The organism is Pseudomonas sp. EL_65y_Pfl1_R83, assembly GCF_963970695.1.
GTDB lineage: Bacteria > Pseudomonadota > Gammaproteobacteria > Pseudomonadales > Pseudomonadaceae > Aquipseudomonas > Aquipseudomonas tritici.
Window position 1 is genome coordinate 18,871 of sequence record NZ_CAXAQI010000024.1, and the last position, 21,146, is coordinate 40,016.

The following is a 21,146-nucleotide window of genomic DNA, read 5'->3' on the forward strand; positions in this document are numbered from 1 at the left end:
CATGCTGAATGCGTCGAAGATCAAAAATACCCTCCGCCCAGGCCTGTTTGGCGGGTTGATATCCGTGGCGGGAACTGCATTAGGTGCCGGGGGGATTGAGTTTAATACTGATGTTCTGGATCTCAATGACCGCACCAATATTGACTTGTCTCAGTTTGCCCGCAGCGGTTTTATTCTGCCCGGCACCTATTCAATGGTTGTGCACATAAACAACCAGTCTCTGTCTGAGCAATCGGTAGCGTTCTACCCTCCCGACGACGACCCCAAAGGGAGCGAAGCCTGTTTATCTGCCGATCTTGTGGACCAGTTAGGCCTGAAGGAATCCGGCGCCGCCGAACTGACGTGGTGGAAAGGCGGAGCGTGCCTGGATATTCAGAGCCTGCCAGGTATGGAGGTCAGCGCAGACCTGGCCACCGCCACGCTGACCATCAACCTTCCCCAAGCCTACCTTGAGTACAGCGCTATCAATTGGGACCCACCCTCTCGCTGGGATGAAGGGGTACCTGGCCTGTTGATTGACTACAACATGACAGCGCAATCGAGTCACCAGAAGAAAGACAGTGCCCGCAATGACATCAGTGGTAACGGAACACTGGGGGCCAATGCCGGGGCTTGGCGCTTGCGCGCCGATTGGCAGGCCCGTGTCGACCAGAACCGCGAAGTGTCAGCCAGGCGCTCGAGACTGGAGTGGAGTCGCTACTATGCCTATCGCGCACTCCCTGCACTGAAAGCCCGTCTGGTGGTGGGAGAGAACTACCTGTATTCGGACCTGTTCGACAGCTTTCGCTTTACCGGTGCAGCACTCAACTCGGATGAAAGCCAACTGCCACCCAACTTGCGTGGGTATGCGCCAGAAGTGGTCGGCGTCGCCAAAACCAACGCCAGAGTCATCATCAGCCAGCAAGGACGTGTGCTGTATGAAACGCTGGTCGCCGCAGGCCCTTTTCGGATTCAGGACCTTAACGACGCCGTGTCCGGCAGGCTGGATGTACGGGTGGAAGAGCAGGATGGTTCGGCCCACACCTTCCAGATCGATACAGCAGGCGTGCCCTACCTGACGCGCCCGGGCCACGTTCGCTACAAAATGGCCACTGGGCGGCCCTCCAATCTTCAATACGGCGGCGATGGCGACTTGTTCGGTACGGGCGAGTTCTCGTGGGGTGTCAGCAATGGCTGGTCGCTGTTTGGCGGCGGCATAACGGATAACAACTACCGCGCCTTGTCTGTTGGGATAGGCCGTGACCTGTTGGCATTTGGCGCACTCTCGCTGGATGTTACCCAGGCCCGCGCAAATGTGTGGAATGAGACACTGTCGGGCAAGTCCTACCGTCTTCAATACTCCAAGAACTTTGAACAGTACGACAGCCAGATCACCTTTGCCGGCTACCGGTTCTCTGAGGAGAACTACTTGAGCATGAGTGAATACCTGGACGCGCGCCATTATGGAAAGAACGGCGAGCTTGCGGGGCGCTATCAGTACGATGGATACACGCAAGACTGGAAACCTATCGGCGGCAGCAAGGCACTTTATACCGCGACCATCAACAAGCAGTTCCGTGATTTAGGCGCCACCGTGTACGCAAGTTACAACAAACAAACCTATTGGGAGCGGCCGCCCACTCAGCGCTGGAACTTATCAGTGTCCCGTTATTTTAATGTCGGCACCGTCAAGAACATAAACATGTCCCTGAATATTCACCGCACCCTGGAATACAACTATAAAGATAACGGTATGGCGCTGACGGTCAGCCTGCCCTTGGGGCGTACTGGCACATTGTCGATGGACGCTAACAGGGCCGCAGGCGATAACCGCTTTGCTACGCGCTACAGCGATCGGCTGGATGAACGTAACAGCTACCAACTCAGTGCCAGCAACAACGCTGCCAGCGGTTACCTGAGCCATATCGGTGACCAGTCAGACATCGATATCGCTGCCAGCACCCAAGAAGGCAGTTACACCACGCTCAGTGTGTCTGCGCGCGGCGGCGGCACGCTCACGCCTTACGGTGGCGCACTGCATCGGACCAACAGCACGGGCGGCACCCGCTTGATGGTCGATACCGGCGGGGTGCCCGACGTACCTGTGCGGGGTTACGGCACACCGACCCGAAGCAACGCCTTTGGCAAAGCGGTCATTTCCGATATCGGCAGCTATCAACGCATGGCAGCCAGTGTGGATCTGGAGAATTTGCCGCGCACTGTCGAAGCCACTCAATCAGTCACGCAACTGACGCTCACCGAAGGCGCCATCGGCTATCGCTCCCTGTCGGTGATTTCCGGCGAAAAGGCCATGGCTGTCCTGCGCCTGCCAGACGGCAGTTCGCCACCCTTCGGCGCGACAGTGAAAAACCTGAAACAGCAGGACACAGGCATCGTGAATGACGGCGGCAATGTCTATCTGAGCGGCATACAGCCTGGCGCAGAGATGACTGTCAGCTGGGGCGGTTCCGAGCGTTGCATCCTCACGCTTCCCGTCGTCCTGCCCGCTGACAGCTTGACCGATGCCCTGCAATTGGGCTGCCGGATGGTAGCCATTGATCAACCCCTGCCCGAGCCAGATGCACTGACCGGCCAGCGTAACGATACGGAGAATACCCCTTCATGATGCTCAACACGCGCTTCACACAAACCTGCGTGATGCTGGCTCTCGGCTTGAGCCAGAGCGCCTACGCCGCCATCGGGCTGGACCGCACCCGAGTGATTTTTGATGGTGGCAAGGATGCCACCAGCGTGAACATCACCAACAACAACACCCAGTTACCGTATTTGGCGCAAGGCTGGATCGAGGATGAAGCCGGCGAGAAAATCACCACGCCCTTGATCGTGCTACCGCCGGTTCAACGCGTGGAGCCCGGCAAACAAAGCCAGGTGAAAGTTCAGGCGTTACCGGCGGCCAAGTCTTTGCCGCAGGATCGAGAGACCGTCTACTACTTCAACTTGAGGGAAATTCCGCCGCGCAGCGATAAGTCCAACACCCTGCAAATTGCGCTGCAAACCCGGATTAAATTGTTCTACCGACCGCAAGCCATTGCGCCAAGCCAGCAAGACCTGTCCACACCCTGGCAGGAAAAACTGACCCTGACGCGCGACGGCGAGCACTACCGCGTGAGTAACCCCACGCCTTACTACGTGACCCTGGTGGATGCACGCAGCACCAAGGACGGCAAGACCGCGTCGGGCTTTGAGCCTTTGATGGTCCCGCCCAAAGGCACGCTGACCCTGGGGCCAACCGCCAAGGCGCTCGGCTCTGCCCCCTATTTGGCCTACGTGAACGATTACGGTGGGCGTCCGTTGATAGCCTTCACCTGCAGCGGCGGCACCTGCAAGGTGAACTCGCAAGCATCGACATCAGGTGAGTAGCGCATGCCGTGGGAGAAAGCCATGAAGTCGCACACCGTGAAGGTCCTGAGCGGACTGCTATTGGCCTCTGTGGAAGGCGCACACGCCGAGGATGTCGAGGGCATGAATGGAATGCTGAACATTTCCGGGAGCCTGCACGAAATCCCCTGCGTGCTGGAAATGACCTCCCTCCATCAAACCATCGACCTGGGCGCCGTATCGACCAGTCAACTGCAACGCCCCGGCGATCAAGCCAGGCCCGTGGCATTCCAGTTGCGTTTTACCGATTGCCAACGCACCGCCGGCAGCATCCGCAGCGAACGTACGGGAAACCTGACGTGGAGCGCCTTTCAACCGGTGCTGTCGGTCGCGTTCTATGCGCCCGCCGATACCGATGACCCACGGCTGGTCAAGGTGCAAGGCATCACTGGCATGGGTCTGCGCTTGACCGATGCCCTGGGGCGGGATGTTCAGTTGGGATCAAGGGGCGAACCTTTGTTTTTGCCACTGGGCGGTAATACCCAGACGTGGACTGTTCAGCCCACACGCACCTCTGCACCGTTGACAAGCGGGGCATTTCGGGCCGTGGTGGATTTCAGGCTCAACTATGAGTAAGGGCGTGATAATGGTTAAGCCTACCGGCCTGCGGGCCATTTTTATCAGTGGCGGCCTGCTGTGGGTTGCCAACCAGGGCGTACAGGCCGAGACCAGCCTGGCGATCCGCGCGGTCATCATTGCGCCTCCACCCTGCGTCATTAACGGCGGCAGTACGCTTGATGTGCCGTTCGGAAACGACCTTCTGACATCCAGGGTCGACGGGATTAATTATCGTCGAGGGGTGCCTTATACCGTTACCTGCAACTCCCCGTTCAGCAACGCGTTGACACTCGAACTGAAAGGCACGGCGGCTGCGTTTGACCATCGCGTGCTGATGACTCGCAAAACGGATCTTGGGGTAAAGCTGTTCGTAAATGGTGCCGACTGGCCACTCAATACAGCGGTGAACTTTACCTATCCGAACTTTCCGGTGGTGCAGGCGGTGCCCGTCAAACGTGCTGGCAGCAAGCTCACGGGAGGCGCCTTTGATGCGGCCGCCACCTTGGTGGTCGATTATCAATGAAGAGGAAAGATCAATGACATGTTGGCCGCAGCGAGCATTGCTCGCGTTGTGCTCCATAGGCCTGTGCACGGGTGCATCGGCCAACCTGACGTTCAGCGGAACATTGAACGAACCGCCACCCTGCACGATTGATGCAGGCAACACGATAGAGGTCGACTTTGGCGATGTCGGGATCAGGCGAATCGACGGCGTGCAGTACCGCAGGGGTGTTGGTTACACCATCAACTGCGGCGCCGACACACTCCCCTGGGAGCTGAAACTGAGCGTCAACGCTACAGCAACAGCGTTTGATGGCTCGGCGGTGCAGACCAACGTACCTGACCTGGGTATTCGGGTTTTTCAGAATAACGTGCCGTTCCTACTCAACACGCCAATGGACATAACCCTGTCGTCCCCACCGACCTTGGAAGTCGTCCCCGTCAAGCAGCCCGGTGCCGTGCTGACCCCCGCGAGTTTTACCGCGGTGGCCACGTTATTGGCCGAATACGAGTAGGAGCTGAGCTTATGCAACATGCGATGAACCCTAAAGCACGGCCATATGCCTGCGTGGCGTTGCTGCTGAGCTTCAGCCTGGTGCCCGCGGGGCATGCGGCGGATAACCTGAGTTTCAAAGGCAACCTGGTTGAAGAGGCTTGCACCATCCGCCCGGGTGACGAGGCAATCACCCTGGAACTCTGGGACGTGACCAGCAAGCACCTCTACATCAATACGCGCACACAGGGTAAGGGTTTCAAGGTTCACCTGGAGGACTGTGACACCACGGTTGGCAACACGGTCACCATCACGCTTGGCGGTAGGGAGAACGCGGCGCTACCTGGATTGTTCGCGCTTGATGTTGCCAGCGGGGCCTCAGGCATTGGGCTTGGTATAGAGACGCCGAACAACAAACCGTTACCCCTGAATACAGCCAGCGACGAACAGGTGTTGAGCGATGGCAGCAATGTGATCGAGCTCAAGGCCTATGTGCAGGGTGAGCCGGAAGCGATCAGGGATCAAACCATCGGGCACGGCAGGTTCACGGTGACCTCGACTTTTACGCTGGACTATCCATAACCGCCTCAGATAAACCTCAACTCTATTTCCTGGGCGGCTTTAGCGCACGGACCGAAAGTTCGTCGGGCGGTGCCTGGATAGAGGAGCAGCGAGAGATCAAAATGAAACGACTCTATGGCGCCATGGCGCTTTTCGTCCTGATGGCTGCTGCGATGAATGTGAAGGCAGCTCAATGCCGTGTGAATAACGGCCCCTGGCAGCAAGTAGACAATGGCGGGACGCTAAACCTCCAGGTTCCCGTAACGGTCCAACTCGGTTCTGACGCAACCCGCATCATCCTGGATGGCGTGAGGCTGGAGTGCAGATTCACGCCCTACCCCAGCACCCCGACTTGGTGGGAAGACTATTGGGCGACGTCCATACAAGCCGGCCCCGCCTGGACGCCCGGCCCAAAATTCGTCAGCCAAGGCACAGGTTTGCGTATAAACGGGGTTTTCCGAAACACCCCGGTTCCGGATGGCATTCGGATTTCGACCATGCGCAACAACGCTGTGGGTGTACCCGTGGATGTAACGCCCTATATTTTGATACGCAATAACCCAACAAACCCTATCGACGTTCGGATAGGGGACGTCCTTGGTGTGTTGCGTCTAAACCAGACGAATAATTACAACGCACAGCGGACGGGGCTCATGGTCACGTACACGGCCGCCAACAACTTCTCGGTCTCACCCTCTACGTGCACGATCAACAATAACAATCCAATCGAGATAAATTTCGGCAACGTGAATCAAAGGGAAATAGGCACTAACCCACTGACGACGCCCATCAACAGCAACCGCAGGCTCAATTACTCATGCCCGACCGGCGGCATCACCACGCCGATCACCATTACCTACAAAGGTATCCCGTCGTCGTTCGACACACGGCTTTTGACGATGACCAATCCTGACGTCGGCACGGCCCTGATCCGGGCGGGGTCAGCGGTTCCGGTCAACGGTTCATTCCTGACCCAGCTCACCAACAGCGTGGGGGGCGATGACGTGATCTTTTCTCTCGTCTCGCGCGCTGGAACCCTACCCGCGGCAGGGCCCATAACGGGAAGCGGTGTGCTCGTAATGGGGGTGCCATAACCCACGCCCAAGGCTGAAACCGAAGACATCTTGCGTCACTTTATGGACTACGCAGTCACAGATATTATTTCTGCGACTGCGCATAAGGTGGCATTTAGCTATAAACTTGCGCCAACGCCTCACGACTGTGTCTGCGCTCCCTCCAACACCCTCGACGATGAACCCATATGAACAAGTTTCTGGCACTGATAGCGGTACTGGCGCTCGCCGGGTGCACCACCACCTCTGACGTCTACCTCAAAAACGGTGAGCAAGGCCTGACCATCGACTGCTCGGGCGAGGCCAATTCCTGGGCCAGTTGCTACGAAAAAGCTGACGCCTCCTGTGCGGGCACCGGCTACCGTATCATCGGCACCGAAGGCACACCCTCTCTCAAGGAAAGTGACAAAACCCTGGGCCAGGACGTTGGCAACTACAAAAGCCGCAGCGTGGTGGTGGTCTGCAAGTAGGCATTACGCCTACATCTGAATGTCAGCAAACTTGATACCCAGGCCGCGAATGGTCTCTACCAGATCATCCAGGCGCGCAAAGGATTCGACTTCATCCTGATCGTCCACCAGGAAAAAACTGCGGCCGCCGCTTTTCTTGAAAAATACGATCCACTCCCCCAGGGCAGCAGGGTTCTGGATGATGTGAGTGGCCGATATCTGGCCTTCGGCCTGGCGAGCACTGACGTGTTCACGCTTCATGAAAGACTTCCCCAAAAAGACAAATGCCGCACAAACCGAGGGTTTGCGCGGCATTTTTGCATTGATCGGCAGACAGTTTAACGGATGCCCTGCCCTATCAGCACGCCCCTACGATCTGACCGTAGAAATTGACACCGTCATTGGTGGGAAACTTGACCCAGGTTTTCTCCCCACGGCCCTCGCCCGTCAACGCGCGGTAAAAATCGGCATCACACTTGGGGGCCAGGCTTTTTCATCGGATGGAAAGTTATGGGGTGAAACGGGCCAGATCAGCCGGAAATGCAATCCTCGCCGGCCTTCTTCACGTCACCCGGACGGATCGGCACATTGGACATGCTCTCGTAGAGCTTGATGCTGCTACCACTGGAACGTTCATCAATCTCGAAGATTGCCGAAGGGTCGGCCGAAAACTTCTGCGGCACAATTACTTGCATACCACCTTCCTTACGCGGCTCGATCTGCGGCGGCCGGCGGGTCGCCGACAGTTTCTTCACCACACACGCGGCATATTCCTGCGGTTTCTTCCCGGAAATGACCGCCAGGGTCGGAGGGGTCTGCTTGATATCTGCAACCGAAGCACACCCACCAATCGCCAGGGCCAGAACCAACACACTCCACTTCATACTAAAACCTCCGATAAAGACCCTACGACAGCGGGGATGGTAAATTTCTCCCGCCCAAGTAGGATTTATCCCTGATAACTCGGTAAATAACTGTTTTAAATTGTCGACGTCGTTGAAGACGACCCGATAATAAACGCGCTGGGGCTGATAAACTCCATCTTAACCTACGTATCGTTCTGATTTTTCAGAAAAAGCCCTTCTGGAGACACCCTCATGAAATTCATCCACCAGCGCGAGCACCTCAACGAGGGAGACATTGTCGTCATCGAATGCTCGCAGACTTGTAATATTCGTCTGATGAGCGACGCGAATTTTCGCAGCTTTAAGAACGGTGGTCGCCACACCTATCACGGCGGCGCCTTCGACACGTTCCCTGCCAAAATCACCGCACCGAGCACCGGGTTCTGGAACATCACCCTGGACGTGGTCACGCGCCGCGCAATCAGCGTGACCCGCAAACCCGCGCTGTCCCACAAGATTCGCATTGTGCGCCGTACCAGCACCAAACTGAGCTGAACACTCGACAGGAAATAGCCGTGACCGCTACCACCAAGTACGTAATCAAATACAAGCTCAACGGCGAACGCCGCTTTGAGTTCGCTCAACTGCACACCAACAGCGTGGAAGAAGCCAAGCAAGCCCTGGCGAAAATTCACGATGCCAGTGATGAAATCACCGACATCAACGTGAGCAAGGCACTGTAAGCCGATGCCTGGCCCCACGACCGATCTGTTCGCCGATGACGCCTTGCAGCAACCCGCAGGGCGCGAGCAAATTGGCGAACAGTCCTACGTGCTAAGAGGCTACGCCCTGCCTTGGGTTGAGCGTCTTCTGCCGGAACTGCGGCGGGTCCTGGCTCAATCACCGTTTCGACACATGGTGACACCTGGTGGTTTTACAATGTCGGCTGCATTGAGCAGTTGCGGCGATCTGGGCTGGACCACTGATGCCTCGGGCTATCGCTACTCGCCATTGGACCCGCGCAACCTGCAGCCATGGCCGCAGATGCCGGACGCCTTGCGCCAATTCGCCGTGTTGGCAGCGGCAGAGGCCGGTTTTCTCAACTTTGCGCCCGACGCCTGCCTGATCAACCGTTATGTACCCGGCGCGAAAATGGCCCTGCACCAAGACAAGGATGAGCGCCGCTACAGCGAACCGGTGGTGTCGGTCTCTCTTGGGTTGCCGGCGATTTTTCTGTTTGGCGGGCACGAGCGCAGTGACAAGCCCCAGAAAGTCTCGCTGTTCCATGGCGATGTGGTGGTGTGGGGCGGCGTGGACCGCTTGCGCTTTCATGGGGTGATGCCGATCAAGGAAAGCGTGCACTCGGTCATGGGCGCGCAACGCATCAACCTCACCTTTCGCACTGCCGGCTGATTTGACCGCAAGCTTCAGAGTGCCAGGTGCTCGCGGCGCGACTAATCTGGCCTGGCCCCGTCAAGAGTGCCAACCATGACCACCGAACACGACCCCCGCTGGGCAGCCATTCTGGCCCGTGACCCCAAAGCCGATGCGCTGTTCGTCTATGGAGTGAAGACCACCGGCGTGTACTGTCGCCCTAGCAGCGCTTCACGCTTGCCACGCCCGGAAAATATCGAGTTCTTCGACACAGCGGCACAGGCCGAAGCCGCGGGCTATCGCGCCAGCAAACGCGCTGCCGGCGACCAGACCCAACTGGCAGCACACCATGCACAACTGGTGGCCGACGCCTGCCGGCATATCGAACAGGCCGACACCCCGCCCAGCCTGAACACGCTGGCCACGCAAGCCAAGCTGAGCCCCTTCCATTTTCACCGCGTGTTCAAAGCCGTCACCGGCCTGACCCCCAAGGGCTACGCCAGCGCCCATCGTTCACGCAAAGTGCGCGATGGCCTCAAGGGCCCGCGCTCGGTGACCGATGCGCTGTATGACGCAGGCTTCAACTCCAACAGCCGCTTTTATGAGTCGGCCGACCAGCTGCTTGGCATGAAGCCCAGCGACTACAAAGCCGGCGGCACTAACACTGCGATCCTGTTTGCCATCGGGCAATGCTCGCTGGGTGCAATCCTGGTGGCGCAAAGTGCCCGTGGTGTGTGTGCGATTTTGCTCGGAGATGACCCGGATCGATTGGCGCGTGATCTGCAGGATCAATTTCCCAACGCCGAGCTGGTGGGCGCCGACCCGCACTTCGAACAGTTGGTCGCCCAGGTCGTGGGGTTTATCGAAGCGCCCGCTCTTGGCCTGGACTTGCCGCTGGATCTGCGTGGTACCGCGTTTCAGGAGCGGGTGTGGCAAGCCTTGCGCGATATTCCACCGGGGAGCACGGCCAGCTACGCGCAGATTGCAGCGCGGATCGGTGCGCCTAAGTCGTTCCGCGCGGTGGCCCAGGCCTGTGGCGCTAACAGCCTCGCGGTGGCAATCCCTTGCCACCGCGTAGTGCGCAGCAATGGCGACCTCTCGGGCTATCGCTGGGGCGTGGAGCGCAAGCAGCAGCTGCTGGAGCGTGAGAGCAATGTCTAACCCTGCTTGCGCTTGCGGAACTCGGCGACTTTATGACGGTTGCCACACAGCGCCATGCTGCACCACCGACGCTTATGCGCCTTGGTGCGGTCGTAGAACCACAGCACGCATTCAGGGTGTTCGCAGGTGCGGATCAGGTTGAAATCTGCCTCCACGAGCAAGGTAGCGGCAGCTTCGGCGATCGGCGAAAGAAACTGCTCCGGCGTTTGCAGTTTGCGCTGACGCACCAGGTGCAATTCACCCGGTGCCGGCCAGGACAATTGTGGATGGCTGACGGCCTTGCGCAAAAAGCCATTGAGGGCAGCCGGATCAGCCTGCTCGCACGCCTTGCGTGCCTCCAGCAAGGCCCGGATCACTTCCCGCAGCGTCTTCGCCGTTGCCAGTAACGCCCCATCCTCGAACGCAGGCGTCGCACCCTCCTCGACCCAGCCCAAGCGTACCCACCAGCGCGCAACATCGGCGTCAGCCTGCCAGAACTCGAAGGGCTTCGGCTTCACCGAGGTGCCGGCCGAGCGCGATTACCACTACAGCTTCGATAACCTGGCAATCACGGTTGGGCATTTTGTCGATGCGCTGGCCCTGAGCCGTTACGCGCTGTATGTCTTCGATTACGGCGCACCGGTGGGTCTGCGCCTGGCGGTGGCGCACCCGGAACGGGTCAGCGCGCTGGTTTCGCAAAACGGGAATGCGTACTTGGAGGGCCTGGGCGACGCCTGGGCACCGATCCGCGCCTACTGGGCCGAACCGAGCCAGGCCAACCGCGAAGTCATCCGCAACGCGGTGATCAGCCTGGAAGGCACGCGCTACCAGTACCTGCACGGTGTGAACCAACCCGAGCGCGTGGCGCCGGAAGCCTACATGCTGGATGTCCTGCTCATGCAGCGCCCCGGCAATGACGAGATCCAGCTGGACCTGTTCCTCGACTACCGTAACAACCTGACGCTGTACCCGGCGTTCCAGGCCTTTTTCAAGGCGACGCAAGTGCCAACGCGGGTGATCTGGGGCCAGAACGACCCGTTCTTCCTACCGCCAGGCGCACACGCCTACAAGGCCGACAACCCCCACGCCGTGGTGGAACTGCTCGACACTGGCCACTTCGCCCTGGAAACCCATGCGGCACATATCGCCGAGCGAATTCACGCCGTCGTGGGCCACGCCATCGACTGATGGCACATCACGAAACTGCACGTTCGTCCAGTGAATAAAACAGACTGGCCGGGTGCCAAGGGCCCTGTTAAAACAGCGTAAAGCCTCACTAACGCTGGAGACGCATCCCATGAGCACCTGGCCAGACACCCGCCTTCTCGACCTGCTGGGCATCGAAGTGCCGATCATCCAGGCCCCAATGGCGGTAGGCACCACCACTGCCATGGTGATCGCCGCCAATAATGCGGGCGCGCTAGGTTCATTGCCGGCCGCCGCACTGAGTATCGAGCAACTGCGCGAAGCGCTGACCGCTATCCGCCAGGCCAGCCCGCGCCCTGTCAACGTCAATTTCTTCTGCCATCAACCCCCGGAACCTGACGTCGCACGCGATCGACGCTGGAAAGAATTATTGGAACCCTACTACCGCGAATTGGGGGCCGACTTTGATGCGCCAACACCGGTGTCCAACCGTGCCCCCTTCAATGACGCCGCCTGCCAGGTGGTCGAAGCATTCCGCCCCGAGGTCGTCAGTTTTCACTTTGGCCTGCCGGAAAAGTCCCTGCTGGATCGGGTAAAAGCCACCGGCGCCAAGGTGTTGTCCTCGGCCACCACGGTGGAGGAAGCTATCTGGCTGGAACAACATGGCTGCGATGCAATCATTGCCATGGGCATTGAAGCAGGCGGGCATCGCGGCTTGTTTCTCAGCGAAGACCTCAACACCCAGATCGGCCTGTTCGCGCTGTTGCCACAAGTCGTCGACGCCGTCCGCGTGCCGGTGATTGCTGCCGGGGGTATCGGCGATGCACGTGGGATGGTTGCAGCATTTGCCCTGGGCGCCTCGGCCGTGCAGATCGGTACGGCGTACCTGTTTACCCCAGAAGCCAACGTCACGGCTTCGCACCACCATGCGCTGCGTCATGCCCAGGCCAGCGAAACGGCACTGACCAACCTGTTTACCGGCCGCCCGGCACGCGGCATCGTCAACCGCGTGATGCGTGAGCTGGGTGCGATCAACCCGGCCGCTCCGGCGTTCCCGACCTCGGGCGGTGCGCTGATGCCGCTCAAGGCCAAGGATGAAACGGGCTTCAGCAACCTGTGGTCCGGTCAGGCACTGCGCCTGGGCAAAGACACGACCACGTATGAGCTGACACGCGAACTGGCGGAGCAGGCCCTGGCCAAGCTCAAGTAGAGCCCCCATCCGTGGCAACTTTGCACTGTACCTGCACTGGCCAACCGCTATATATTCCGATACATAGCGGTTAAGCTTTCTACCGACAACAGGCCGCACACCCTCAAAGGAGCTGCTTCATGAAGATTCACGCCTCACGCCTGGCCGTTCTGGTCGCAGCCTTCGCCTTTGGTTCGGCGCATGCCGATGAAGTCCAAGTAGCCGTGGCCGCCAACTTCACCGCACCGATCCAGGCGATTGCCGCCGACTTCGAAAAAGACACCGGCCACAAACTGGTCGCTGCCTACGGCGCCACCGGCCAGTTCTACACCCAGATCAAGAATGGCGCGCCGTTCGAAGTGTTCCTGAGCGCCGACGACACCACCCCGCAAAAACTCGAAACCGAAGGCGATACCGTCAAGGGGTCACGCTTTACCTACGCCGTCGGCACCCTGGCCCTTTGGTCGGCGAAGGACGGTTATGTCGATGCCAAAGGTGAAGTGCTGAAGAAAAACCAGTTCAAACATCTGTCGATTGCCAACCCGAAAGCGGCACCTTACGGCCTCGCTGCCACCCAAGTGTTGGCCAAGCAAGGGCTGACCGAGCAGGTCAGAGACAAGCTCGTTGAAGGCCAGAACATCACTCAGGCCTATCAGTTCGTGTCCACCGGCAACGCCGAGTTGGGCTTTGTGGCCTTGTCGCAGATCTATAAAGACGGCAAAGTCACCAGCGGTTCGGCGTGGATCGTTCCTGCCTCCCTGCACGACCCGATCAAACAGGACGCGGTCATCCTCAACAAGGGCAAAGACAGCGCCGCTGCCAAGGCACTGGTTGAATACCTCAAGGGGCCTAAAGCCGCTGCCGTCATCAAGTCCTATGGTTACGAGCTGGCCAAATAAATGCCGCTGTCGAGTGCCGATTTTTCCGCTATCTGGCTGACCGTCCAGCTGGCGTCACTGACCACCGTGATCCTGCTGATCATCGGCACTCCCATTGCCCTGTGGTTATCGCGAACCCGCTCCTGGTGGCGCGGCCCCCTCGGCGCCATCGTCGCCTTGCCGTTGGTGTTGCCACCCACGGTGATTGGTTTTTACCTGCTGTTGGCCATGGGCCCCAATGGTTACTTTGGCCAGTTCACGCAATGGCTGGGCCTGGGCACCCTTACCTTCAGCTTCGCTGGGCTGGTCATCGGTTCGGTGATCTATTCCATGCCGTTTGTAGTGCAGCCCTTGCAGAACGCCTTCTCGGCCATTGGCACGCGCCCGCTGGAAGTGGCCGCGACCTTGCGCGCCAATCCTTGGGATACGTTTTTCACGGTGATTCTGCCCTTGGCACGACCAGGATTTATCACCGCTTCCATTCTGGGTTTTGCGCACACCGTCGGCGAATTCGGCGTGGTGTTGATGATCGGCGGGAATATCCCGGACAAAACCCGGGTGGTTTCCGTACAAATCTACGACCATGTCGAAGCCATGGAATATGCCCAGGCTCATTGGCTGGCCGGCTCCATGGTGGTGTTCGCTTTCCTGGTGTTGCTGGCGCTCTACTCCAGCCGTAAAACAAAGATGGGCTGGAGCTGATGTCAATGATTGATGTGCGCCTGCAACTCAAGTATTCGGGCTTTGCCCTTGAGGTAGACCTTCACCTGCCAGGTCGCGGCGTGACCGCGCTCTACGGGCATTCCGGTTCCGGCAAGACCACCTGCCTGCGTTGTATCGCCGGGCTGGAGCGCGCCGAAGACGGTTTCATCCAGGTCAATGATGAGGTCTGGCAAGACAGCCGCAACGGGGTGTTTGTACCACCGCATAAGCGTGCATTGGGTTACGTGTTTCAGGAGGCCAGCCTGTTTGCGCATTTGTCGGTGCGGGCCAACCTGGAGTTCGGCCTCAAGCGCATTCCCCGCCAGCAACGCCGTGTGGACATGGCCCAGGCCACGGAGTTATTGGCGATCGGCCACCTGCTCGACCGCAACCCCCAGCACCTTTCCGGCGGTGAGCGCCAACGCATCGGTATCGCCCGCGCCTTGCTCACCAGCCCGAAATTGCTGTTGATGGACGAGCCCCTGGCCGCCCTCGACAGCCAGCGCAAAGGTGAAATCCTGCCGTACCTCGAACGTCTGCACGACGAGTTGGATATCCCGGTGCTGTATGTCAGCCATGCTCAGGATGAAGTCGCGCGCCTGGCCGATCACATCGTCTTGCTCAGCGACGGCAAGGCCCTGGCCAGCGGCCCCATTGGCGAAACCCTGGCGCGCCTCGACCTGCCCCTGGCACGGGGCGACGACGCTGGCGTGGTGATCAACGGCACGGTCAGTACCTACGACGAACATTATCAGTTGCTCACGCTGCAACTGCCCGACAGCGCCCTGCACATGCGCGTGGCCCATGCACCGCTGGCCGTGGGCAAAGCGTTGCGCGTCAAAGTCCAGGCACGTGATGTGAGCCTCAGCCTGCAGGCAGAAGAACACAGCAGCATCCTCAATCGCCTGCCGGTGACGGTGACCCAGGAAATTCCGGCGGACAACAGCGCACATGTGCTGGTTCGCCTGGACGCAGGTGGCACGCCGTTGCTGGCGCGTATCACACGGTTCTCCCGCGACCAGTTGCAATTGCACCCCGGCCAGACACTGTGGGCGCAGATCAAGGCGGTGGCTGTGTTGGCGTAAGTAAGCTTTTGGCACGACCGCAAACGGCTGCGGTCAATCAGACATACCGGCCTGATTTGTTGCCAAGGAACCCGCACCATGTCCGACTCTGCGCTACCCCGCGACCTGCATTATGTTGACGACACCCAGCCCGGCATCCGCCGCAAGACGCTGCGGGGCAAGTTCCAGTACTTCGACCCTAAGGGTGAGCGCATCCGCGATCCCGACGAGATCAAGCGCCTGAACGCCCTGGCCGTACCGCCGGCCTACACCGATGTGTGGATCTGTTCTGACCCGCGCGGCCATCTGCAAGCCACCGGCCGCGACGCCCGTGGGCGCAAGCAGTACCGTTACCATCCGCGCTGGCGTGAGGTGCGTGACAGCGACAAGTACTCTCGGCTGCAGCAGTTCGGCATCGCCCTGCCAAAATTGCGCAAACAGCTGGAAGCAAAAATCGCCGAACCTGGCTTCACCCGCGAAAAGGTATTGGCCACCGTGGTGATGCTACTGGACGCTACGCTAATCCGCGTCGGCAATACTCAATATGCGCGGGACAATAAATCCTACGGGCTGACCACGCTGCGTACCCGCCATGTGGATGTGAAAGGCAGCGAGATCAAGTTCCAGTTTCGCGGCAAGAGCGGCGTCGAACACCAGATCAGCGTTAAAGATCGGCGCTTGGCGACGGTGGTCAAGCGCTGCCTGGAATTGCCGGGGCAGAACTTGTTCCAGTACCTGGACGAAAGCGGCGAGCGGCACACCGTGAGCTCACAGGACGTGAATGAATACTTGCACAGCCTCACCGGTGCGGACTTCACCGCCAAGGATTACCGCACCTGGGCGGGCACCGCCATGGCGCTGGCGGTGTTGCGGGAATTGGAGTGGCAGCCCGAGTCCGATGCCAAACGGCACGTGGTGGCAATGGTCAAGGACGTCGCCAAGCAGTTGGGCAACACCCCGGCGGTATGCCGCAAGTGCTATATCCATCCTGCGGTGCTGGATCATTTCAGCCTCGGCGAACTCTCCAAGCTGCCCAAGCCACGGCTGCGTAAAGGGCTCAAGGCCGAAGAAGCGGCATTGGCGATGTTCCTTGAGCAACTGGCGGCGGATTTGCCGAAAAAGGCCAAGGTGGGTTAGGCTCTGCCTCCCTTCTGACTCACGGGACGAGCGCCGACGTGAACAACTAAGCCTTCCAAAATGTATCTGCAACAGGGCGCCTGGCGCGCCTGTTGGCCTGTCCGACATTTTTTTGGAGGTGCTGATGACTGACGTCAACCGGCTGCCCGCCCTCGTTTCCCTGCAACACCTGTGTTTTCAGTTCGCCAATGGCGAAACCTTGCTGGACGACCTGAACCTGTCCATCGATCACACGCCCACCGGCATTGTGGGGCGTAACGGCCGCGGCAAAAGTGTCCTGGCGAAGTTGATCGCCGGGCAGCTGTCGCCCTCCTCTGGCACGCTGAATCGACCGCCCGATATGGCTTACGTCGCGCAGAATTTCGTGATGGCGCCGGGCGAAACAGTCGCTCATCTCACCCGGACCGCGGCGCCATTGGCAGCCCTCGAACGCATGGCCCAAGGCGCCGCGCAGGACGACGACCTGGCGTTGATCGACGACCGCTGGAACCTCGCCGAGCGTTTGCGCAGCGCGTTGGATGCGGCGGGTCTTTCTCAGCTTAATGTTGATACCCCTGTCGACCAACTCAGCGGCGGCCAGTTGGCCCGCGTCGCGGTCATCGGAGCGCTGTTGGCCGCGCCACACCTGCTGGTGCTCGACGAACCCACCAACCACCTCGACAGCGACGGCCGTGCCTGGCTGCTGCGAGTGCTCGCTGATTGGCGTGGCGGCTTGGTGGTGGTCAGCCATGATCGGCAATTGCTCAACGCCATGGGGCGCATCATCGAGCTGTCATCCCTCGGCGTCCGAGTGTATGGCGGCAACTACGATGCTTATCGCCTTCAGCGCGATGCCGGGCAACAGGCTGCCGTCGCCGCACTGGAACACGCACGCCTGGCGCGCAGCCGCGAACGGCGGCGCCTGCAAAAGGACCATGACAACCTGCAACGCAATGCCGCCCACTCACGCAAACAGGCGCAAACAGCCAACGTCGACCGTTTCACCAAAGCGCGCTGGAAAGGCGCCGCCACGGAAATCCTCAGCAGCGTGCGCAGCGCGCATGGGCAACACAAACAGGCGTTGGATGCCCAGGTGCGCCAGGCCTACGAAAAGGTACTGGACGAAACGCCAACGCTGTTGGCATTGCCCGCCTCAGCGGTGCCCAATGGCCGGCAGGTGCTGGCGTTGGTCGACGCGCAATTGCCATGGCTGCCCTCGACCTGCCTCAACCTGCACCTTGCCGGCCCGGTACGCGTCGCTGTGCGTGGGCCGAACGGGTGCGGCAAATCCACGTTACTCAAGGTGCTGGCGGGTGAATGGCAAGCGGTCAATGGCGTCTGCAGCGTGCAGGTGCCGAGTGCCTATATCGACCAGCCTCTTGCGCTGCTGGACGACCAGCGTTCCATCGTCGAGCAGCTCAACCTGCTCGACACGCCACTGACCGAAGCCGAATTGCGCACGCACCTGGCGTTGCTGCAACTGGACACCTTGCGCGTGACCCAACCCGCCGGGCAACTCAGTGGCGGCGAACGCTTGAAGGCCGCGATGGCGATTGCCTTGTGGCGCGAAATGCCGGCGCAACTGTTGTTGCTGGACGAGCCGACCAACCACTTGGACTTGGAATCGGTGATGGCTTTTGAACAGGCGCTGCAAGGGTTCACGGGGGCGATGATGGTGGTGTCCCATGACGCGGATTTCGTGCAAGCGATCAGGCCGACCCACTTTTTCACCTGGCAGCCTACGGGCTGGTGCCTTGAGTGTGTCTGAGGTCATTGCGTGCGCCCTAAAAGCGCCCTACGGTAGTGGCCGGATAATCTCACCGAGGAACCCGGTCCTATGCTGCCTTCGCCGCGCAAGCCCAACGCCAATGCTGTACTGGCCCATCGACAGCGCTGGCGTGGCCGGGTCGGGCTGATGCTGGTGGCCAGCCTGTCGGTGCTGGCGGGAATGACTGACGCCATCGGCTTCATGGCCAGCGGTGACTTTGTGTCGTTCATGAGCGGAAACACCACACGCCTGGCGGTGGCGATCAGCGCTGGGGATCTTGGCCTGACCGGACGGCTGCTGTTGCTGGTCGCGACCTTTGTCGTCGGTAACGCCTTGGGCGTCTTGGTCAGCCGGCTGAGCCGCCGCCATGCACTGCCTTTGCTGTTGTGTATTGCCGGCTTGTTGTGCGGCGCTGCAATGCTGCCCTTCGCCGATACGTTGCCCGCGCTGCTGGCGGCGATCATCGCGATGGGCATGCTGAATGCCGCTGTGGAAGAGGTCAACGGATTGCCGGTGGGCCTGACTTACGTCACCGGCGCGCTTTCACGGTTTGGTCGCGGGCTGGGTCGCTGGCTGCTCGGGGAGCGTCGCAGCGGCTGGCGCGTGCAACTGATTCCATGGGCCGGGATGTTCGTGGGGGCGGTGATTGGCGCGGTGCTGGAGCAGCAGATGGGCTTGAGGGCGCTGCTCGTCAGCGGCGTCTTGGCAGGTGTGCTGGGGCTGGTGTCGCTGAAGATTCCCCGGCGCTGGCACCTTGGCTACATGCCGCGCTGAGGAAAAAAGGTGCTCGCCCGGCGTTTAAGCCTCGACGTCCGTGTACCGGTAAAGAGCCATCATGTCGGGCGAGCGGGTGAATCATAATCCAATGCCTCGCAGCTGTCGTGCCAGCCATTTCCTAAAACGACTAAAGCAATGGACTACAGGCAAGTCGCGAGTGCGGCCAAACGCCGCTTGGCCGGCATATTGTCTTCTGCCGCGTAGTACTTGATGGTGGAACCGGCACCCGCGCTTTGCACATCGACAAAGTAGTCGCCGGCGGTGGTGTACACGGTAAAACCGCCGGCACCGATGGGTTCCTTGAAGCCGCCGGCGTCAACGCCGAACACGCTTTCATCCTGCCAGCCGAACTGCACGCATTCGGCAACCACCAGTGTGGCCTTGTCTGAAGCCAGGGTTTTGTAGGGCGTGCCGGCGCGCGCCTCTTTCATCTTCGAACCTGCACAACCGGCCAGGGCTGCCAGTACCAGTGCGCCAATTACCACCTTGTGCATGCCATTGCTCCGTTGGGAAAAAACGCGACTCTATCATTAGCAGGCGACACCCAAGGACTATTACGTCACGCAGGCGCCTATAAGTGGATTCGCTGCATCCTCAAGGGCGAGAGCACGCCCAGCTGACTGGGTGCTTGAAGGTGGCGCCTACTGACACATGGCATTATGATGCCGCGGCTGATCTCACTGAGGAGATCAACGGGATACCCTCAACAAGGAAGCGTCATGAAAGATTTCGTCATCAGCGTCAACAACTCCGTTCTCTACATCGCACTGGCCTTCGTCTGGCTGATGGGTTTGGTGACGATGTTCAGCGCAAGCTTTTTGTCGGGCCTGGCGGTATTGGTGGGCGGTACTTTGACGTGGTGCATCATTTCCGGCTTCTGGTTCGTCCAGTCGGCCACCTATGAAGAACTGCGCAAGCTCAACGCAAAAAGCTGATGTGCCTGGGCAGCCCAATCGGGCTGCCTTGCTGTGTGCAGCATGAATTTAGTTTCACTGTGAAGGGCGCCGGGGCTGCCTATATTGGCCACGCTCATTTTTAGAAACCTCCCTTCTGCCCGCCCTCCCGCGGGCTTTTTTTCGTCCGGGTGTCAAAGCAACCAGCGCAATAGGTAAAACAACGCCATGCTCAACAGGACGGTGATCAACACATTGCGCGTCCAGAACATCAACGCCACCGCGCTGAGCCCCGCCAGCAGGTAAGGGTTGGCCGGGCTGAGGTTGAGTTGATGGTCGGCCAGGAAAATGATCGGCCCGCAAATCGCCGTGAGCATGCCTGGCACGGCGAACCCGAGAAACTCCCGCGCGCCACGGTTGAGGCGCACCGGCAGGCGCGGCTCGATAAACAGGTAACGGTTGAGAAATACCACCAGGCCCATGGCCACAATCATGATGTAGATCATCGCTGCCCTACTCCCAGTCGTTTGCAGGCATACCCCGCGCTCATGCCCAACACCCCGGACACCACCACGGCCGACTCCCAATGCATAAAGCTCAACCACACCGAAAACAGCAACGACACGGCCACGCAGACCACCGTGGGGATGTCACGCACCACCGGCGTAATCAACGCGATAAACGTGGCGGCGATGGAAAACTCCAGCCCCAGTTGATCAAGGCCGGGAATGCTTTTGCCGAGCACGATACCGGCCAGTGTGAACAGGTTCCAGATGATATAGAACGTCAGGCCGACGCCCAGGGCGTACCAGCGGTTGAAGGTCTCGCGGTCAAAATGGCTGACCAGTGCGAAGAATTCGTCGGTCAACAGAAAGCCCAGGCTCATGCGCCAACGCGTCTTGAGGGGCGACAGGATCGGGCGTACATGCATGCCGTACAGCAAATGCTGGGACGTCAGCAGCAAGGTGGTCAGCACGATGGAAATCAGGCTGGCGCCACTCTTGACCATACCGATGGCGACCAGTTGCGCGGCCCCGGCAAACACGATGGCGGACAAACCTTGGGCTTGCAACGGGGTGAACTGTGCATCAATGGCCATCGAACCGGCCAGCAGTCCCCACGGCGCACAGGCCAGGGACAAGGGAATGACGGCGATGGCGCCGCGAGCGAAAGCGTAATGAGGTAAGGCAGTGGGCATGGAAACGGCTCATCGACAGACAGTCGACAAGCATGCCAGCGCA

26 protein-coding genes and 1 pseudogene are annotated in these 21,146 nt (G+C 59.7%); 21 read left to right on the top strand and 6 right to left on the bottom strand.

What is annotated here, in order from left to right; all coding sequences use genetic code 11:
• The first annotated feature begins 1 nt into the window (after position 1).
• The 8 genes from AACY08_RS25590 to AACY08_RS25625 all read left to right on the top strand — a co-directional run bounded on the left by AACY08_RS25590 (position 2) and on the right by AACY08_RS25625 (position 7,034).
• Entirely contained in the window at positions 2 to 2,605 is a 2,604-nt protein-coding gene (locus tag AACY08_RS25590) for an outer membrane usher protein (protein WP_339471960.1), read from the top strand.
• The gene (locus AACY08_RS25595; RefSeq protein ID WP_339427516.1) at positions 2,602 to 3,360 is read left to right on the top strand and encodes a fimbria/pilus periplasmic chaperone; all 759 of its coding nucleotides are present in this window, start codon (positions 2,602 to 2,604) and stop codon (positions 3,358 to 3,360) included. The genes AACY08_RS25590 and AACY08_RS25595 overlap by 4 nt, the downstream gene beginning before the upstream one ends.
• 21 nt (positions 3,361 to 3,381) lie before the next feature.
• Positions 3,382 to 3,954: a fimbrial protein gene (locus AACY08_RS25600; RefSeq protein ID WP_339471961.1), complete on the top strand. Its 573-nt coding sequence runs from the start codon at positions 3,382 to 3,384 to the stop codon at positions 3,952 to 3,954.
• Positions 3,955 to 3,964: 10 nt separating this feature from the next.
• The gene (locus tag AACY08_RS25605) at positions 3,965 to 4,459 is read left to right on the top strand and encodes a fimbrial protein (protein WP_339471962.1); all 495 of its coding nucleotides are present in this window, start codon (positions 3,965 to 3,967) and stop codon (positions 4,457 to 4,459) included.
• Between the two features lie 13 nt (positions 4,460 to 4,472).
• Positions 4,473 to 4,952, top strand: a complete 480-nt coding sequence (locus tag AACY08_RS25610) for a fimbrial protein (RefSeq protein ID WP_339471963.1) — start codon at positions 4,473 to 4,475, stop codon at positions 4,950 to 4,952.
• Positions 4,953 to 4,963: 11 nt separating this feature from the next.
• Positions 4,964 to 5,512 (top strand): fimbrial protein, encoded by a 549-nt coding sequence (locus tag AACY08_RS25615; protein WP_339471964.1) that lies wholly within the window; start codon positions 4,964 to 4,966, stop codon positions 5,510 to 5,512.
• 101 nt (positions 5,513 to 5,613) lie between these two features.
• Positions 5,614 to 6,585 carry a fimbrial protein gene (locus tag AACY08_RS25620; RefSeq protein ID WP_339471966.1) on the top strand — a complete coding sequence of 324 codons (972 nt, stop codon included), beginning with the start codon at positions 5,614 to 5,616 and terminating at the stop codon, positions 6,583 to 6,585.
• Between the two features lie 167 nt (positions 6,586 to 6,752).
• On the top strand, positions 6,753 to 7,034 hold the full coding sequence (locus tag AACY08_RS25625; RefSeq protein ID WP_339471967.1) for a hypothetical protein: 282 nt from the start codon (positions 6,753 to 6,755) through the stop codon (positions 7,032 to 7,034).
• Positions 7,035 to 7,043: 9 nt separating this feature from the next.
• Here the strand turns inward: AACY08_RS25625 and AACY08_RS25630 are convergent, their stop codons facing one another.
• Both AACY08_RS25630 and AACY08_RS25635 read right to left on the bottom strand, forming a co-directional pair.
• Positions 7,044 to 7,274, bottom strand: a complete 231-nt coding sequence (locus tag AACY08_RS25630) for a hypothetical protein (protein WP_339416238.1) — start codon at positions 7,272 to 7,274, stop codon at positions 7,044 to 7,046.
• Positions 7,275 to 7,543: 269 nt separating this feature from the next.
• Positions 7,544 to 7,897: a hypothetical protein gene (locus AACY08_RS25635; RefSeq protein ID WP_314567286.1), complete on the bottom strand. Its 354-nt coding sequence runs from the start codon at positions 7,895 to 7,897 to the stop codon at positions 7,544 to 7,546.
• Positions 7,898 to 8,110: 213 nt separating this feature from the next.
• Between AACY08_RS25635 and AACY08_RS25640 the strand changes: the two genes are divergently transcribed.
• The 4 genes from AACY08_RS25640 (at position 8,111) to ada (ending at position 10,393) form a co-directional block, all read left to right on the top strand.
• Entirely contained in the window at positions 8,111 to 8,413 is a 303-nt protein-coding gene (locus AACY08_RS25640) for a DUF1883 domain-containing protein (protein ID WP_027606593.1), read from the top strand.
• Between the two features lie 20 nt (positions 8,414 to 8,433).
• A complete protein-coding gene (locus AACY08_RS25645) occupies positions 8,434 to 8,601 on the top strand; it encodes a hypothetical protein (RefSeq protein ID WP_098467678.1) in 168 nt (55 codons plus the stop codon).
• 4 nt (positions 8,602 to 8,605) lie between these two features.
• On the top strand, positions 8,606 to 9,271 hold the full coding sequence (alkB, locus tag AACY08_RS25650) for a DNA oxidative demethylase AlkB (protein ID WP_339471969.1): 666 nt from the start codon (positions 8,606 to 8,608) through the stop codon (positions 9,269 to 9,271).
• A 75-nt stretch (positions 9,272 to 9,346) separates the two neighbouring features.
• Entirely contained in the window at positions 9,347 to 10,393 is a 1,047-nt protein-coding gene (gene ada, locus AACY08_RS25655) for a bifunctional DNA-binding transcriptional regulator/O6-methylguanine-DNA methyltransferase Ada (RefSeq protein WP_339471971.1), read from the top strand.
• Here ada and AACY08_RS25660 read toward each other — a convergent pair.
• Positions 10,390 to 10,890 (bottom strand): CGNR zinc finger domain-containing protein, encoded by a 501-nt coding sequence (locus AACY08_RS25660; RefSeq protein ID WP_339471972.1) that lies wholly within the window; start codon positions 10,888 to 10,890, stop codon positions 10,390 to 10,392. The two genes, ada and AACY08_RS25660, sit on opposite strands and share 4 nt — an antisense overlap.
• Between AACY08_RS25660 and AACY08_RS25665 the strand changes: the two are divergent.
• The 8 genes and pseudogenes from AACY08_RS25665 to AACY08_RS25700 form a co-directional block, all read left to right on the top strand.
• Positions 10,877 to 11,560, top strand: a pseudogene (locus AACY08_RS25665) (alpha/beta fold hydrolase); the annotation flags it as partial. The gene AACY08_RS25660 and the pseudogene AACY08_RS25665 sit on opposite strands and share 14 nt — an antisense overlap.
• 109 nt (positions 11,561 to 11,669) lie before the next feature.
• Entirely contained in the window at positions 11,670 to 12,728 is a 1,059-nt protein-coding gene (locus AACY08_RS25670) for an NAD(P)H-dependent flavin oxidoreductase (RefSeq protein WP_339471973.1), read from the top strand.
• Positions 12,729 to 12,847: 119 nt separating this feature from the next.
• On the top strand, positions 12,848 to 13,606 hold the full coding sequence (modA, locus tag AACY08_RS25675) for a molybdate ABC transporter substrate-binding protein (protein WP_339471974.1): 759 nt from the start codon (positions 12,848 to 12,850) through the stop codon (positions 13,604 to 13,606).
• Positions 13,607 to 14,287, top strand: a complete 681-nt coding sequence (gene modB, locus AACY08_RS25680; protein ID WP_339471975.1) for a molybdate ABC transporter permease subunit — start codon at positions 13,607 to 13,609, stop codon at positions 14,285 to 14,287.
• 5 nt (positions 14,288 to 14,292) lie between these two features.
• Positions 14,293 to 15,372, top strand: coding sequence for a molybdenum ABC transporter ATP-binding protein (modC, locus tag AACY08_RS25685; RefSeq protein WP_339471976.1), 1,080 nt, complete (start codon positions 14,293 to 14,295; stop codon positions 15,370 to 15,372).
• A 78-nt stretch (positions 15,373 to 15,450) separates the two neighbouring features.
• Positions 15,451 to 16,488 (top strand): DNA topoisomerase IB, encoded by a 1,038-nt coding sequence (locus AACY08_RS25690; protein ID WP_339427525.1) that lies wholly within the window; start codon positions 15,451 to 15,453, stop codon positions 16,486 to 16,488.
• Between the two features lie 124 nt (positions 16,489 to 16,612).
• On the top strand, positions 16,613 to 18,235 hold the full coding sequence (locus AACY08_RS25695) for an ABC-F family ATP-binding cassette domain-containing protein (protein ID WP_339471977.1): 1,623 nt from the start codon (positions 16,613 to 16,615) through the stop codon (positions 18,233 to 18,235).
• A gap of 69 nt (positions 18,236 to 18,304) precedes the next feature.
• A complete protein-coding gene (locus AACY08_RS25700) occupies positions 18,305 to 19,009 on the top strand; it encodes a YoaK family protein (protein ID WP_339471978.1) in 705 nt (234 codons plus the stop codon).
• A 143-nt stretch (positions 19,010 to 19,152) separates the two neighbouring features.
• On the opposite strand, the gene AACY08_RS25705 is transcribed toward AACY08_RS25700, so the two are convergent.
• On the bottom strand, positions 19,153 to 19,506 hold the full coding sequence (locus AACY08_RS25705; RefSeq protein ID WP_065873021.1) for a hypothetical protein: 354 nt from the start codon (positions 19,504 to 19,506) through the stop codon (positions 19,153 to 19,155).
• A 225-nt stretch (positions 19,507 to 19,731) separates the two neighbouring features.
• On the opposite strand from AACY08_RS25705, the gene AACY08_RS25710 reads away from it, so the two are divergent.
• Positions 19,732 to 19,947, top strand: coding sequence for a hypothetical protein (locus tag AACY08_RS25710; RefSeq protein ID WP_065873020.1), 216 nt, complete (start codon positions 19,732 to 19,734; stop codon positions 19,945 to 19,947).
• 152 nt (positions 19,948 to 20,099) lie between these two features.
• Here the strand turns inward: AACY08_RS25710 and AACY08_RS25715 are convergent, their stop codons facing one another.
• Together AACY08_RS25715 and AACY08_RS25720 are read right to left on the bottom strand one after the other, a co-directional pair.
• Positions 20,100 to 20,411, bottom strand: a complete 312-nt coding sequence (locus AACY08_RS25715) for an AzlD domain-containing protein (RefSeq protein WP_339416217.1) — start codon at positions 20,409 to 20,411, stop codon at positions 20,100 to 20,102.
• On the bottom strand, positions 20,408 to 21,103 hold the full coding sequence (locus tag AACY08_RS25720) for an AzlC family ABC transporter permease (RefSeq protein ID WP_339471980.1): 696 nt from the start codon (positions 21,101 to 21,103) through the stop codon (positions 20,408 to 20,410). The genes AACY08_RS25715 and AACY08_RS25720 overlap by 4 nt, the downstream gene beginning before the upstream one ends.
• Between the last annotated feature and the right edge of the window lie 43 nt (positions 21,104 to 21,146).